We start from the raw sequence: 14871 nt of genomic DNA on the forward strand, positions 1-14871 counted from the left end.
GCGCTGGCCATGCGCATGCGCCGGATCCACGCGACGACGGCGCCGCCACGCGCACGCCTGTTGCGGCGATGGCACGGCGCCGCGTCGCGCCTGGCCGCGCTGCTGTGCCTGCTGGCGGCCGCGCCACTGGCCAGCGCCTGGCATCCGCAATACCCGCCCTGGGCCGGCACGCCGCCGAGCGCGGCATGCAAGGTCCAGGCGTTGGAGCCGGCCGATGGCGGCAAGATGCGCTGGGACGGGATCACGACCTATCGCCATGCCGGTCTCCGCCTGCAGCTCGACTTCACCGATATGCCGATGCTGCAGCTGTTCGATGCGCAGGACCGCGCCCTGGTCGCGCCGGTCGCCTTGGGCGGCTCGCCGATGGGCTTCCACGGCGTGGAAACGGCGGATCTCAACCACGACCGGCGGCCGGATTTCATCGTCACCCTCGGCAGCGGCGGGGTCGGCCTGGCCGGCGGCAACGCCTGGCGCCGGGTGCTGCTGTCCGGCGGTGAGGGCTACCGCTCGATCGACGTGGAGACCCACGAACCCGGCGCCGATGACTACCGCACACTGCCGCAGCGTGCCGGCTGCGGACTGCTGCAACTGGTGCCGGTCTGGGCCGATGCATCGTTGACCCGCGACCGCAAGCCGCACCTGTTCTGGGTCTATCGCCTGTTGCGTTTCGAGCATGGGCGCGCCGCATACGCCGACGCGCGCCTGCCCGGCTTGCCCAAGTGGATCCTCTATACCGCGCGGCCGCACAACAGCCGCGCCACCGCGCTGCTCGGGTCCGCACAGAAGCGCGTGTCGTGGGCGGCGCGCGAGCACGGCAGGATCACGCCGGCACCGGCCGGCCCGTAGCGTTCATGATCGTGCGGACGGGTTGGCGACGGTGCTCAGCCGGCGTCGCCTGCGCCGGTCCATGCTGCACGCGCAACATCGGCTGCATGTGCGGCAGATGCGCCAATGGCGCGCGAATGTCTCCGCCGCGAAGCGAGCGCGTTTGGCGGGCGGCGCCGAGCGTCGTGTCGATGACGCTGCATCGCGGTTCTTCGTCGTCTTCGGCACGCCTGCAACGTCGCGCGCGAGTGCGTTGCAGGCGCCTGTCTTCGCCTGTCGTTGTCTGTCTCCCTCTGTCCGTTCGTGTCTGTTCCGCATGTCTTGCGGCGCGATCGTAGGTGCGGATCTAGCTTCGCGCTTTGGCCGATTGCGCCGGCCCCTGCGCCAGGCGAAGACTGCGCCCGGCCCCCACGCCCCGTGCCATCGCCCATCGCGTCCGCGAGGGCGCAGGCATCTATCGCTGCAAGATGGGAGAGTCTGATGAACATCCAGCCGCTCAAGGGCGCGCTCGCGCTTGCCCTGGTTTTCTGCGCATCGCCGGCCGTCGCCGGTCCGGTCGGCTACGGCGCCGCCACCACCGGCGGCGGCAACGCGATTCCGATCAACGTCGCCACGATGGAGGCGATGCAGGCCGCGATCAATAATTATTCCGGCAGCGGCGGCCTGGTGCTGAACTACACCGGCCAGTTCAACTTCGCCAGCATCGGCAACGTCTGCGCGCAGTGGCAGTTGCCGGCCAAGACCGTGCAGATCAAGAACAAGAGCAACATCACCATCAAGGGTGCCAACGGTTCCTCGGCGAACTTCGGCCTGTGGGTGGGCGGCAATGCGCACAACATCATCATCCGCAACATGACCATCGGCCTGCTGCCCGGCGGCGAGGATGCGGACTCGATCTCGCTGGAAGGCAACTCCAGCGGCGAGCCGTCCAATATCTGGATCGACCACAACACCGTGTTCGCCTCGCTGACCAAGTGCTCCGGCGCCGGCGACGCCTCCTTCGACGGTGGCATCGACATGAAGAAGGGCGCCCACCACGTCACCGTGTCGTACAACTACGTGCACGACTACCAGAAGGTCGCGCTCAACGGCTACAGCGACAACGACACCAAGAACGCCGCCGCGCGCACCACCTACCACCACAATCGCTTCGAGAACGTGGAATCGCGGCTGCCGCTGCAACGCCGCGGGCTGAGCCACATCTACAACAACTACTTCAACAACGTGCTCACCTCCGGCATCAACGTGCGCATGGGAGGGATCGCGCTGATCGAGGCCAACTACTTCGAGAACGCGAAGAACCCGGTGACCTCGCGCGACAGCAGCGAGATCGGCTACTGGGACCTGATCAACAACTACGTCGGCGGCGGCATCACCTGGAGCGTGCCGGACAGCACCAGCAAGCCCTACGCCAACGCCACGACCTGGATTTCGTCGAAGACGTTCCCGCAGCCGATCGGCTACGTCTATACCGCGACCCCGGCGGCGCAGGTCAAGGCCAAGGTCATCGCCACCGCCGGCGCGGGCACCAACCTGGCCGAGTAGGCCATCCGACTGCCGTGCGTCCGCCCCGGCGTGGTCCGGAGCGGACGCCGGCCGTCCATCCGCGTGCGCACCGGGCATGCGACGCAAGCGGCGTGTGCACCGATCCGCACCGCATCGGCCGCTCGGCCTGAGCTAGATCCCGAAGGACATGCGGGTCGCAACGACCTGCCACTGCGTACCGCGACCCGTCGCCGGGCGCCGGCCAGGCGCATTTTTCACGTGGATTTCATCGATCCGGTCGCGTCGCGGCCGCTGCGCCGGCCTGCCTACACACGCCGCTCACCTGTATGAGGGCGTTCAATAAAATATGCGCAATTGCGCATCAAGAATCCGCGGCGGTCGCCGTTACTTGGCCCAAGCACCGACGCTTGCGTTGCGCAAAACTGTCTCGAAATTGAAATATCAGGCTTGGCGCTCGCGCTGCGCCGAGGCTTTTCCGCCTTTCGATTTCGTGCCCGGTTCCGCACCTGTCAGGCATGGCGCTTTTCCATTCCATTCCCCCAGTAGGTACCTCCATGATCGGATTCCTCCAGCGCTACAACGTCGGTACGCGACTCTCTGCGGCCTTCGGCGTGCTCATCCTGCTTTCCTGCGCGCTCGTCGTCGCCGGGTTGATGACCCTGGCGCAGGCGCGCGAACGCATGGACAGCATCGTCAAGCGCAACATGACCTTCCTCGAATACACCAGCGCGATGCGCGAGGCCAGTTCGGTCATCGCGGTCAATCTGCGCAATATCGTCCTGCCGACCACGAAAGAAGAGAACATCCAGTTCGCCCAGCGCATCGACGAGCAGCGGCAGAAATACAGCGAGGTCCACGACAAGCTCTACGCGGTTCCGGTGACCGATGCCACCGGCGCGGAGATGCGCAGGCAGATCGATCTCGGTTACGAACGCTCGCGCGCCGCCAACCAGCAAGTGCTGGATCTGGGCATGAACGACAAGTCCGACGAGGCGCTGCAGGTGCTGATGAAGCAGGCCGCGCCGGCCACCCAGCAGTGGCAGGACGCGATCAACGCGTATTCGGAGCGTCAGCGCCAGCGCGGCGCGAAGGCTTTTGACGACGCCAATGCGGCAATGGACCATGGCCGCGCCATGCTGATCGGCGGTGGCGTCGCGGTGGTGCTGGTCAGCGTGCTGCTGGCCTGGCTGATCACTCGCAGCCTCACCGTGCCGCTGAGCCGCGCCACGCGCGCCGCCGAGGCGATCGCGCGCGGCGATCTGGACAACGACGTGCAGACCCTGGCCAGCGACGAGACCGGGCGCCTGCTGGGCGCGATGCATGGCATGCAGCAGCAACTGCGCAGCCTGATCGCCGCGCAGCTGGACATGGCCAAGCGCCACGACGCCGGCCAGATCAGTTTCCGCATGGACGCCTCGGCGTTCCCGGGCGACTACGGGCGCATGGCGGCGGAAACCAATGCCGTGGTCGGCTCGCATATCGAGGTCAAGCTGAAGCTGGCGCAGATCATGGGCCGCTACGCGATCGGCGACCTCAGTCAGGACATGGACCGTCTGCCCGGCGAAAAGGCGGTGCTGACCCAGACCATGGACGAGGTGAAGGCCAACCTGGCGGCGATGAACGGCCAGATCAAGCAGCTGGCGCAGTCCGCCGCCGACGGCGACTTCAGCGCCCGCGGCGATGCGGACAGTTTCCAGTTCGACTTCCGGGTCATGGTCGAGAGTCTCAACCAGTTGATGACCACTGCCGACGGCAACCTGCAATCCCTGTCGGCCTTGTTGCAATCGATCGCCGCCGGCGACCTGACCGCGCGCATGCACGGCGAGTTCCGCGGCGTGTTCGCACAGATGCGCGACGACGCCAACGCCACGGCCGAGCAGCTGTCCGAAATCGTCAGCCGGATCAAGCATTCGGCGGTGTCGATCAATGCCGCGGCCAGCGAGATCGCGACCGGCAACGACGACCTGTCGCGCCGCACCGAACAGCAAGCGGCCAGCCTGGAGGAAACCGCCGCCTCGATGGAGGAATTGACCTCCACCGTGAAGCAGAACGCCGATCACGCTCGCCAGGCCAACCAGCTCGCGGCCGGTGCCGCGACGGTGGCGTCGGAAGGCGGCGACGTGGTCGGCCAGGTGGTCAGCACGATGAGCGGGATCGAGGCGTCCTCGAAGAAGATCGCCGACATCATCAGCGTCATCGACGGCATCGCCTTCCAGACCAACATCCTCGCGCTCAACGCGGCTGTGGAAGCGGCGCGCGCCGGCGAACAGGGCCGCGGCTTCGCCGTGGTCGCCTCGGAAGTGCGCACGCTGGCGCAGCGTTCGGCCAGCGCGGCCAAGGAGATCAAGGAACTGATCGACGACTCGGTGAGCCGTGTCGCCGAAGGCTCGGCGCTGGTCGGCCAGGCCGGCAAGACCATGCACGAGATCGTGTCCTCGGTGCAGCGCGTCACCGACATCATGAGCGAGATCTCCGCCGCCTCGCAGGAGCAGTACGCCGGCATCGAGCAGGTCAACCAGACCGTGACCCAGATGGACGAGAGCACGCAGCAGAATGCGGCCCTGGTGGAAGAGGCCAGCGCCGCGGCGCGGTCGATGGAGCAGCAGGCGACCGAACTGGCGCAGGCGGTGGCCTTGTTCAAGCTGGAAGAGAACGCCGCGCCGGTGCGCCAGCCGACTCCGGCGATAGCGCCGAAGCCGAAAAGCTACGCCCGTCCGGCGCCCGCGCCGGCCGCTGCGCGTCGCCTGCAGTCGGTCGCCGCCATGGCCACCGACAAGGATTGGCAGGAGTTCTGATCGGCGCCTGCGCTGTTCGCCGCCCTCCAGCCGGAGGGCGGCTTGCTGTCGCGACACGCGCATCGCGTGTCGCGCAGGAAATACGGGCCAGTTGCCGCAGCATCCGGCAGCCGATGCCGCGCCGCCGCCTGCGACGCTCTACCGGTCTCTCCGGCGCCCCTCGCACTGTCGGGTTCCCTGCTTTCTGTGCGGCCTGATGTTGAGCCGCTGGCCGGTGTGCCCCAGAATCGGACATCGACGGCGGAAGGAGCCACGTCCCATGTTCGACGCCACCACCGAGGCGCTGCCCGCGCCGTACCGTGCCGTTGGCGATGCACGCGCGCCTATACGGGTGCCGGCGCTACCTCGTCTCGCCTTGCTGATGTTCTCGGTCGTCTCGACTGCAGGATGCACGCTGGCCGATGCTGCGCTTTCCAAAGAACAATTCGCGCGGCAGGTCGATACGCTGCTGGGTGGCCGCGATGCGGCGGAGGTGCCGGCTTCGGCACTTACCGCTTTCCCGTGGCAGCGACTTTGTTTCGAGCGCGACGACGCGCTGTTGCTGAAATTCACCGTGGATGGCCACGAACGCGTGCTGGCGCTGCCCTACGAGGAGTTCTTCGTCGACGAGGGCCACGTGAAAGATTCGCTGGAGGATGCATGCCTGGGTCCGGGCGACAGGATCCTGGTCAAGAAGAAATACCCCGGCTACGCCGGTCCGGTGGAATTCCGGAAGAGCGGCCAGGCCGGTTAGCCATGGTGGACAATCGCCGACCCGAAAGGCGCCAGGCGGGAGATCGAACAGGAGGCCGATCGGTACTGCGAGCAGTTGAGCGGCACGCCGTTGCCCAGGCGGGCCTGCCTCGGCATCGCGCATGGCACTTGGCGGCGGACACGGCAGCGAGGTCGATCGCGCTGACAGGCCCGTAGGCCGCGGCCGCGGCGTGGACCGTCGCAACCGCCACCTTCCGCGGCTGCAAGACCAGGCTCGGGATCGCTCGCGCCCAACGTTCCCGATCGCGCCATTTCGATGCCTTGCGTGCGCAACCGCCGGCGCAGGACGTCGTCCGAGGACACCGAAATAGTGCCGGTCAAGCGGGCGACCGCGTGCCCGGTGGCGGCGCATCGCCACGATTTTGGCTATATTTGCCGCGCGGGCGTCGGCAGGGGGCGGGCGTCGCAGATCAAGGGAAGATCGTGGAAATCCAGCAACGCCGCTTTTCGAACCGTATCGGCTATGTTTTCGGCGACGACGAGTTGCACTATTCGGTGCAGGACAGTTCCGGCAGCCGCAGCTTCTCGGTGGCTTACGGCGACATCGGCCGCGATCGCCAGACGCTGACCGAACGCAATCAGTGGCTGCGCAACGCCGGCCTGCTGTGGGGCGTGCTGGGGTTGGTGCTGACCGTGATGTCCTCGCTGAAATACCACGCGTTCACGCCCTCGTTCTGGCTATGGGTCGGCATGATCTGCTATGCCGCCTATCACCTCGTCGTGACCCACTACCTGATCATCCCGACCGAAAAAGGCAATCTGCTGGTGATCAAGAATGCCGACGGCGAGCGCATCGTCGCGCAGATCGAACAGCGCCGCGCCAGCTACCTGCGGCGCGAGTACGACGTCATGCTCGCCGAAGAACATCCCGAGCAGCGCCGCAACCGCTTCAGATGGCTGCATCGCGAGGGCGTCCTGAGCAGCGAGGAACTGGAGCAGCGTCTGCAGCAGGTGGATGCCCGCGATCCGGCACTGCTGGTGGTGCAACAGGTCTTGTCGGGCAACCAACTGCCCTGAGCCGGCAGAGCTTGTCGATCGGGCCTGCCTCGTATTGCCGATGTAGACCTCTGAGACGGTATCCGCCGTGCCTGTGGCGGCGTTGTGCGCTTTTTATCTACAGCAATGCATTTGGTTACGGATCGGCCACGCGGTTTTCGCGTCGGGACGCTTGCTAAGCAACGAAAACGCCGCGGCCGTTATCGGCCGCGGCTGCAGTAACCGAAGCGCGAGTTACTGCGGTACGGACGAACTGCTGCGGGGGAGCACGTACGAGGTGATGTACTCGCCGTTTGAGCCGTAGACCACGACGATCATCTGTTTGGCGTCCTGGTAAACCACGGTGGCGCTGCACGGGCAGCTCGCGGCGGCGGTGACCATGCCGAGCGGGCGGTCCTTCTCGTCGTTGACGACGATCAGTTGCTCTTCGGCGGCCAAGCCGATCGGCAGGCGCGATTGGGCGCCCGGGGTGAGCGCGAGTACGGTGATCACCTCGTCTTTCGACGAGTTGACCTGGGCGAAGGTCAGCCCGGACTTCTCGAACGTGTAGACCTTGAACAGCGGCGACAGGCTGACGTTCTTCTTGCCGGCCGGGACGCGTTCGCCCAGGCCTTGGATCGTGTCGTTGGCTTCCAGTTTCTGTCCGGTGGCATGGGTCTGCGCCGCAGTGAATGCGACGGCCAGAACGGCCAGGGTCAACAGGGGTTTGATCATGGTGTCTCTCCTTGTCTTGATGCAGCGGACCGTTGCGCTTGGGCCGGGCGGCAGCCGTGGTCCTTTCCGGCCAAACCGCTCGGTGCAGGCCATCTCCTGGCCTGCCATCACACGTGCGGACGGAGCCGTACCTGGCGACCGGCGTAGCGCCTTGGGCGGCGCTACGTTGGTCGCCGGGCCACGCTTCCGACTCGACGCTTTGTTCAGTATTTCTGACGTTAGTATCGCTGTCAATATCTAAAATCAACGACATGCGACGCGCTTGGCGAAATATCGATGTTTCGTATCTCCGAACCTTGTGTGTCGTCTCTCTGTCGCGCAGGAGTTTTGTATTCCAGAACTTCGCGGTGTCGCCTACGGGCCGTGCATGCCGCGCCCCGTTTGCGCGTGCGCAGGCTGGTCGAGAAGGGACCTGGGAAGCGAAGGGCAGGGCGGCGGGCACGCGTCCGGTGGTTAGCGACGCTGCGGCCGCTGGACGCACCAGCGCGTCGCGGTGGCGCGGGGGCGGCCGCCGCTCGCCAGTGAGGACGCTGCGCCGCACGCTCGGTGCTGCTGAGCGGAAACCGTGCTGATCTATCGTCGGCTGCGGATCTGAAGTCTCGACGCGAGCCGCTCAGGATCGGTTGACGCGCGGCAGCGAGCACGGCGCTATCGCGACGCGGTATCGTGTCGGGATTCCTGCCAATCGACGAACCCGATGCCGCATCCGTCCATGCCTCCCGGTCCCGCCGCCCCGTCCGCCGCGCCTGCATTGCGCCATGCGTTGAAGCCGCGGCAACTGATCATGATGGGGCTGGGCAGCGCGATCGGCGCCGGCCTGTTCCTGGGTTCGGGCGTCGGCGTGCACGCGGCCGGGCCGGCGGTGCTGATCTCCTATCTGGTCGCCGGCGCGCTGGTGATCATCGTGATGAACGCGCTGGGCGAGATGGCCGCGGCCAAGCCGGCCAGCGGCGCGTTCTCGGTGTATGCCGCCGATGCGATGGGCGCCACCGCCGGCGCGACGGTGGGCTGGTTGTGGTGGCTGCAACTGGTGATCGTGATCGCCGCCGAGGCGGTGGGTGCGGCCGGCCTGTTAGCGACGGTGTGGCCGGCGTTGCCGGTGCCGCTGGTCGCGGTGGTGTTCATGGCCGCCTTCACCGCGATCAACCTGCTCGGCGTGCGCAATTTCGGCGAGTTCGAATTCTGGTTCGCGATCCTCAAGGTGGTGGCGATCGTCGGCTTCATCCTGGTCGGCGTGGCGCTGCTGGCCGGCTGGCTGCCGAACGTGCCCGCGCCGGGCTGGTCCAACGTCACCGGCAACGGCGGTTTCGCGCCGAAGGGGCTGGCCGGCATCGGCGCGGCGCTGCTGGTGGTGGTGTTCGCCTTCGGCGGCACCGAGATCGTGGCGGTGGCCGCGGCCGAGACCGCCGACCCGGAGCGCAGCATCGCGCGCGCGATCCGCACCGTGGCCTGGCGCATCCTGGTGTTCTACATCGGCTCGCTGAGCGTGATCATCGCGGTGGTGCCGTGGCAGAGCGAGGCGCTGAGTTCGCCGTTCGCCGCGGTGCTGCAGGCGGCCAAGATTCCCGGCGCGGCCACCGGCATCACCCTGATCGCGGTGATCGCGCTGCTGTCGGCGCTCAACGCCAATCTGTACGGCGCCTCGCGGATGATCTTTTCGCTGGCGCAGCGCGGCGAGGCGCCGCGCGCGCTGGCCTTCACCAACGGCCAGCAGGTGCCGCTGCTGGCGGTGCTGGCCAGCGTGCTGTTCGGTTTCGTCGCCGCGGTGCTGGAATTGCTGTATCCCAATCGCGTGCTGCCGACGCTGCTGAACATCGTTGGCGCGACCTGCCTGCTGGTGTGGACGATCTCGCTGCTGTCGCAGCTGATCCTGCGCGCGCGCGCCGATCGCGCCGGCACGCGCCTGCCGTTCCGGATGCGCGGCTATCCGGTGCTGACGGTGTTGGCGCTGGCGATCCTGGCGTTGATCTTCGGCCTGCTGGTGGCCTCGCCCGACACCCGCGCGCAATTCCTGTCGATGGCCGCGCTAACCGCCGCGATCGCGCTGATCAGCGGCGTGGCGCGACGCCTGCGCGCGCAGCGGGCAGGGTAGGGCACCGCGCTTCCTGTAGGAGCGGCTTCAGCCGCGACCGGAAGGTGGGTAATGCGATTAGGCCCGCATAGCACGGAGTTTTGCGGGAACGCAAAGCCCTCTGGCTCACGTTCGTCGCGGCTGAAGCCGCTCCTACACAAAAGCGGCGGCGGCTCAGCCCAGCAGCAAGCGAGCGCCCAGCGCGCACAGCAGCGCCGGCGGCATCACCAGCGCGCCGACTTTCAGGAAGCGCCAGAAACCCACGTCCTCGCCTTCGCGGCGGATCGCGGTCAGCCACAGGATGGTGGCCAGCGAGCCGGTGATCGACAGGTTCGGGCCCAGGTCCACGCCGATCAGCAGCGCATCGACCACCAGTTGCGGCGGATGCGCCTGGGCGATGGTGGTGCTGGCGATCAATCCGGCCGGCAGGTTGTTCATCAGATTGGAGGCGAACGCCAGCAGCGTGCCGGCCGCGCCGGCGGTGGCCACCGGCGACTGCGCCGCGGAGGCGGACAGCGTCTGCGCGAGCCAGGCGATGACGCCGGTGCGCGACAAGGCCTCGACCAGCACGAACAGCCCAGCCACCAGCGGCAGCACCGCCCACGACACCGCCTTCGCCAGCGGCAGCGGCGACTGCCGGCCGCCCAGGCACACTGCCGCCAGCGTGGCCACGCCGGCCAGGCAGGTGGGCAGGCCCAGCTCCAGGCCCAGCGCGGAGACGCCGACGAGCAGCGCTGCGGTGGCGAGAATGCCGGCCAGCGCGAAGGCGCCGCCGCGGCTCAGCGGCACCGTGTCCACGCGTTCGGCGCAGCGCCCGCGCAAGTCCTTGCGCTCGGCCCAGTACAGCATGCCGAAGGTGACCCCGATCGCCAGCAACGACGGCAGCGCGAACGCGGCCATCCACGCGCCCAGCGTCGGCATGGTGCCGCCGTACAGCACCAGGTTGGCGGGATTGGAGATCGGCAGCACGAAGCTGGCGGCGTTGGCGATCAGCGCGCAGGCGAACAGCAGCGGCAGCGGCTTGGCCCCGGCCTTGCGCGCGGCCGCGTACACCGCCGGGGTCAGCACCACCGCGGTGGCGTCGTTGGACAGGAACGCGGTGACCACGATGCCGACCCCGAACACCAGCGCGAACAGGCGCCGCGGCGAGCCCTTGGCCAGGTTCACCGCATGCATCGCCACCCAGTCGAACAGGCCTTCGGCGCGTGCGGTCTCCGACAGCAGCATCATCCCGATCAGGAACAGGTAGACGTCGTAGCCCTTCAATACCGCGTGCCAGGCTTCGACGCCGGGCATCAGGCCCAGGACCATCAACAGCAGCGCGCCGCCCACTGCCCACAGCGCCTCGGGCAGTTTGAACGGCCGCGTGATCACCCCGGCCGTGGCCAGCGCGCAGATGCTCCAGGTGGCGAGGTTCGCCGTGTGTCCGCTGAGCATGCTCATGCCGCCGTCGCGGCGAGTGCGGCCGGGCAGGGCGCATGCGCGCGGCCGTCGGCGAGGGCGGTGGCGCGGTCTGCGGCGGATGCGTGGGGAAGGACGGACATGGCGGCAGTCGGTGCGCGTATCGGCGAGAAAGAACGGCCGGCAAGGATAGCAAGCCGGTCGCCACCGGCCTTGCGTTCAAACCACTTCGCGGAGCGTGCGCGCGCTTGCGTTCAGCGGCGAGGCGGCAGCGAAGCGCGAACGCAGGCAAGCGGGCGCCAGCGCCATGGCTGCGCCGCGGCTATGCGTTGCACGCGGCGACCGCTCATGCACGTTCCTACCGGTCTTGGAAAGCAGGCGCAAGCGCTGCGGATGCGCTGCGAGCACGCATTGCAGGCAGCGAGCGACCAGGCCACGCTTCTGCCGATTCCCGATTCCCGATTCCCGATTCCCCTACCGTACGTGCCTATCGATCCAGCGCTGCAGGAACTCGCTCAGGCTCAGCTTGGTCGGCGGCGCTAGACCGGCGCTGCGCGCGAAACCGGCCGCGGCCTGGGCGAAGTCCTGTTTCGCACGCCGCGTCGCCTGTTGCGCCGCGGCCTGCTGCTGACGCAACTGCACGAGGTGCAGCGACGGCCGCCCGGGCGGCGCGAATTTCTGGTCGCGGCGCAGCGCGTCGGCGGACAGGGTGGTGGCGTGCGCGGCATGCGACAGCGCCTGCCTGGCCTTCAGCACCTGCAGCAGCCATTGCCCGGTCTCGCTGAGCTGCCAGGGCGCGGCGGGATCGGAGGTGGCGATCAGCAACGGCGGGATCGCGGCATCGGCGAGGCCGGCGGCGCTCGCGTCCAGGCGCTGCAGCCGTTCGAGAAAGTCGGCCTGTGCGAAGGCGGTGTCGGTTGCCATGGGCGGCCCGGGAAGAAACGAGCGCGGACTGTACGCGGTTTTCGCGCGTGGGTGATGCTGCGCCGCTTAGGGGTACGCAGTATCGGCACGCGCACATTCGCGGCGGGCGCGCGCGCCGCGGCGTTATTCATTCGTCTTCGGCGCTATAGGCTGGCTGTCGCTGCTGTCTTTCCTTCGCCTGGCTCAGCGCCGGCAGCGTCGGGCGCATTTCCGGTGCGGACGCTGCCGCGCCTGTGGGATGGGTTCGGTCGCGGCTGAAGCCGCTCCTACAACGGCGTAGGAGCTGGAAATCGTACCGGTCTGCTGCGCCGCTCAGCTGCCGCCGGTCGCGGCTTCCGGCGCCGCGTCGGCGGTGTCGCCGCCGCGCTTCTGCGCGAACAGCCATTGCCACATCTTCGGGTCGCGATAGGTGGCGTCCCAGGCGTTGTGGTTGCCTTCCGGGTATTCGGTGTACTGCACGTCGGCATCCAGGTTCTTGAACGCGCGGTAGATCTTGCGGTCGTCGTGCGGCAGCACCACGTCGTCCTCGGCGCCATGGAACATCCACACCGGGATCCGCTGCAGGCGTTCGGCCAGCGCGGTGTAGGGGTCGGGCAGTTCCGCCACCGGGGTCACCACCAGGTATTCGCGGTCCTCGTGCGGGGACAGGATCGCGCCGCACACCGGCACCAGCGCGGCGAAACGCTGCGGCTGCTGCAGCGCGATTTCCCAGGTGCCGTAGCCGCCCATCGACATGCCGGTCAGGTAGGTGCGCTGCGGATCGCCGTTGAATTCGGCGCTGGCCGCGTCCAGTGCCTGCAGCGCCATGGTCGCGTTGACCCCGTTCCACTCCTGCTCGTCCGGCACCTGCGGCATCACCACCAGCGCCGGGAAGTCGCTCAGATGGCGGCGCAGGTACGGACCCACGCCCGAATCGGCCTGCTGCTTGCCGTCGCTGCCGCGCTCGCCGGAGCCGTGCAGGAACAGCACTACCGGCACCGGTCCCTGGCGGTGCGGCGGCGCCGGCACGAACACCTGGTAGCGGTACAGGCGACCGTCCACGGTCAGCTGGCGGGACACGAAATGGCCGGTGGCCGGGTCGCTGGGCAGGCTGCTGCAACCGACCATCGACAGGCACAGCAGCATCAGCAACGAACGCATGGACATGGGCGGCCCTCGGCGGTGGAGATCCCCAGTATCGGTGTCCAGGCGCTTCGGGGACAGCGCGGCGTGCGGCCGGGGCCGGCGCCGGACATGCGCCAGTCAGGCGCCGCCCGCGCGGCGTTCAGCCTGTCGCGGGTATCCGCCACGCGACGGCGAGAGAGCCGACACATGTGCGCGCGCGGGCGATGCGGCGGCGTTCGCGGCAATGCGCACGCTGCGCAGATCGGCCTACAGCAGCACCAGCGTGGCCAGGCCGAGGAAGCTGAGGAAGCCCATCACGTCGGTGAGGGTGGTCAGGATCACGCCGCCGGCCAGCGCCGGATCGAAGCCCAGGCGCTTGAGCGTCAGCGGCACCAGCACGCCGCCGAGCGCGGCGGTGAGCAGGTTGATGGTCAGCGCCGAGCCGATCACCAGCGACAGCAGCGGCTGCTTGAACCACGCCAGCACGATCAGGCCCAGGCCGATGCCCAGCGCCAGGCCGTTGATCAGCGCCACCGCCAGTTCCTTGCGCAGCAGCACGGTGACGTTGGACGCGCCGATCTGGCCCAGCGCCAGGCCGCGCACCATCAGCGCCAGCACCTGGGTGCCGGCGTTGCCGCCCATGCCGGCGACGATCGGCATCAGCGCGGCCAACGCCACCAGCTTGGAGATGGTGCCCTCGAACTGGCTGACCACGCTGGAGGCGATGAACGCGGTGCCCAGGTTGATGGTCAGCCACAGCAGGCGGCGCCGGAACGCGCGCCGCACCGGGCTGAACATGTCCTCGTCCTCGTCCAGGCCGGCGGCGCTCATCGCCTGGTGCTCGGCCTGGTCGCGGATGATGTCGACCACGTCGTCGATGGTGATGCGGCCGAGCAGGATGTTGTTGTCGTCAACCACCGGCGCGGAGATCCAGTCGTGGTCGGAGAACTGCCGCGCAACCTCGTCGGCGCCTTCGCCCACGTCGATGGCCGGCTGTTCGTCGTCGATCAGCCGGTTGATCGGGGTGGAATCCTCGTGGGTGACCAGCGCGGCCAGCGACACCCGGCCCAGGTACTGGTGGCGGCGGCTGACCACGAACAGGTGATCGGTGTGGTCCGGCAGTTCGCCGCGCAGGCGCAGGTAGCGCAGCACCACGTCGACGTTGACGTCGGCGCGCACGGTGACCACGTCCGGGTTCATCAGGCGCCCGGCGCTGTCCTCGGGATAGGACAGCACCTGTTCCAGGCGCTCGCGGTTCTCGCGGTCCATCGACTTGAGCACTTCGTCGATGACCGTGTCGGGCAGATCCTCGACCAGGTTGGCCAGATCGTCGATGTCGAGGTCTTCGACCGCGGCGATGATCTCGTCCGGGTCCATGTCCGCGAGCAGGCTTTCGCGCACTTCCTCGCCGACGTGCAGCAGCACCTCGCCGTCGTCTTCCGGATCGACCAGGCCCCACACCACCACGCGCTTGCCGGGCGGCAGCGACTCGAGCAGGTTGCCGATCTCGGCCGGCGCCAGCGTATTGACCAGTCGCCGCACCGGGCCCAGGCGCCCGCTGTCCAGCGCATCGGACAGCAAACGCAGCTGCCGCGCGGTCTTGTCGTGGCGGACGGCATCGGCCATGCGCTGCTCCTGAAAGTGGAAGGCCGCGCGCCGAAGGCGGGCGGTCGGTCAGATGTTCATCGCAACATTATCGCCTGCATGTTGCGGGAAGCACAGCGGGCCGGGATTGGGGAGTCGGGATTGGGGATTCGCAAGTGCGCGGCTTCTGCGCTCTTC

Annotated in this window: 11 protein-coding genes; 6 read left to right on the top strand and 5 right to left on the bottom strand. The window is 68.1% G+C overall.

The window, feature by feature from the left end; genetic code table 11:
• Positions 1-15 precede the first annotated feature (15 nt).
• The 5 genes from HEP73_RS06880 (at position 16) to HEP73_RS06900 (ending at position 6896) form a co-directional block, all read left to right on the top strand.
• The gene (locus tag HEP73_RS06880) at positions 16-846 is read left to right on the top strand and encodes a hypothetical protein (protein WP_185822615.1); all 831 of its coding nucleotides are present in this window, start codon (positions 16-18) and stop codon (positions 844-846) included.
• 459 nt (positions 847-1305) lie between these two features.
• Positions 1306-2370: a pectate lyase family protein gene (locus HEP73_RS06885; protein WP_185822616.1), complete on the top strand. Its 1065-nt coding sequence runs from the start codon at positions 1306-1308 to the stop codon at positions 2368-2370.
• A 515-nt stretch (positions 2371-2885) separates the two neighbouring features.
• Positions 2886-5126, top strand: coding sequence for a methyl-accepting chemotaxis protein (locus HEP73_RS06890; RefSeq protein ID WP_185822617.1), 2241 nt, complete (start codon positions 2886-2888; stop codon positions 5124-5126).
• 259 nt (positions 5127-5385) lie between these two features.
• Complete coding sequence (locus HEP73_RS06895) at positions 5386-5859, top strand: hypothetical protein (RefSeq protein ID WP_255423708.1); 474 nt, start codon at positions 5386-5388, stop codon at positions 5857-5859.
• 353 nt (positions 5860-6212) lie between these two features.
• Positions 6213-6896 (top strand): hypothetical protein, encoded by a 684-nt coding sequence (locus HEP73_RS06900; RefSeq protein ID WP_185822618.1) that lies wholly within the window; start codon positions 6213-6215, stop codon positions 6894-6896.
• 213 nt (positions 6897-7109) lie between these two features.
• Here HEP73_RS06900 and HEP73_RS06905 read toward each other — a convergent pair whose 3' ends face one another.
• A complete protein-coding gene (locus HEP73_RS06905) occupies positions 7110-7589 on the bottom strand; it encodes a hypothetical protein (RefSeq protein ID WP_185822619.1) in 480 nt (159 codons plus the stop codon).
• Positions 7590-8286: 697 nt separating this feature from the next.
• On the opposite strand from HEP73_RS06905, the gene HEP73_RS06910 reads away from it, so the two are divergent.
• Positions 8287-9681, top strand: coding sequence for an amino acid permease (locus tag HEP73_RS06910; protein ID WP_185822620.1), 1395 nt, complete (start codon positions 8287-8289; stop codon positions 9679-9681).
• 153 nt (positions 9682-9834) lie between these two features.
• Here HEP73_RS06910 and HEP73_RS06915 read toward each other — a convergent pair whose 3' ends face one another.
• From HEP73_RS06915 to mgtE, 4 genes are all read right to left on the bottom strand, one after another.
• Positions 9835-11103 carry an arsenic transporter gene (locus HEP73_RS06915; RefSeq protein WP_185822621.1) on the bottom strand — a complete coding sequence of 423 codons (1269 nt, stop codon included), beginning with the start codon at positions 11101-11103 and terminating at the stop codon, positions 9835-9837.
• Positions 11104-11535: 432 nt separating this feature from the next.
• Positions 11536-11985 (bottom strand): hypothetical protein, encoded by a 450-nt coding sequence (locus tag HEP73_RS06920; protein WP_185822622.1) that lies wholly within the window; start codon positions 11983-11985, stop codon positions 11536-11538.
• Between the two features lie 312 nt (positions 11986-12297).
• Complete coding sequence (locus HEP73_RS06925) at positions 12298-13131, bottom strand: carboxylesterase family protein (RefSeq protein ID WP_185822623.1); 834 nt, start codon at positions 13129-13131, stop codon at positions 12298-12300.
• 225 nt (positions 13132-13356) lie between these two features.
• Positions 13357-14715, bottom strand: coding sequence for a magnesium transporter (gene mgtE, locus HEP73_RS06930; protein ID WP_179566246.1), 1359 nt, complete (start codon positions 14713-14715; stop codon positions 13357-13359).
• Positions 14716-14871: the final 156 nt, after the last annotated feature.

The sequence above is a fragment of the Xanthomonas sp. GW genome (assembly GCF_014236815.1).
Classification (GTDB): Bacteria; Pseudomonadota; Gammaproteobacteria; order Xanthomonadales; family Xanthomonadaceae; genus Xanthomonas_A.

What these genes read in the sequence shown, in the direction of transcription:
- HEP73_RS06880 (WP_185822615.1), top strand. Translation starts at nt 16, where the DNA reads ATGCGCCGGATCCACGCGACGACGGCGCCGCCACGCGCACGCCTGTTG.
- HEP73_RS06885 (WP_185822616.1), top strand. Translation starts at nt 1,306, where the DNA reads ATGAACATCCAGCCGCTCAAGGGCGCGCTCGCGCTTGCCCTGGTTTTC.
- HEP73_RS06890 (WP_185822617.1), top strand. Translation starts at nt 2,886, where the DNA reads ATGATCGGATTCCTCCAGCGCTACAACGTCGGTACGCGACTCTCTGCG.
- HEP73_RS06895 (WP_255423708.1), top strand. Translation starts at nt 5,386, where the DNA reads ATGTTCGACGCCACCACCGAGGCGCTGCCCGCGCCGTACCGTGCCGTT.
- HEP73_RS06905 (WP_185822619.1), bottom strand. Translation starts at nt 7,589, where the DNA reads ATGATCAAACCCCTGTTGACCCTGGCCGTTCTGGCCGTCGCATTCACT.
- HEP73_RS06910 (WP_185822620.1), top strand. Translation starts at nt 8,287, where the DNA reads ATGCCGCATCCGTCCATGCCTCCCGGTCCCGCCGCCCCGTCCGCCGCG.
- HEP73_RS06915 (WP_185822621.1), bottom strand. Translation starts at nt 11,103, where the DNA reads ATGAGCATGCTCAGCGGACACACGGCGAACCTCGCCACCTGGAGCATC.
- HEP73_RS06920 (WP_185822622.1), bottom strand. Translation starts at nt 11,985, where the DNA reads ATGGCAACCGACACCGCCTTCGCACAGGCCGACTTTCTCGAACGGCTG.
- HEP73_RS06925 (WP_185822623.1), bottom strand. Translation starts at nt 13,131, where the DNA reads ATGTCCATGCGTTCGTTGCTGATGCTGCTGTGCCTGTCGATGGTCGGT.
- mgtE (WP_179566246.1), bottom strand. Translation starts at nt 14,715, where the DNA reads ATGGCCGATGCCGTCCGCCACGACAAGACCGCGCGGCAGCTGCGTTTG.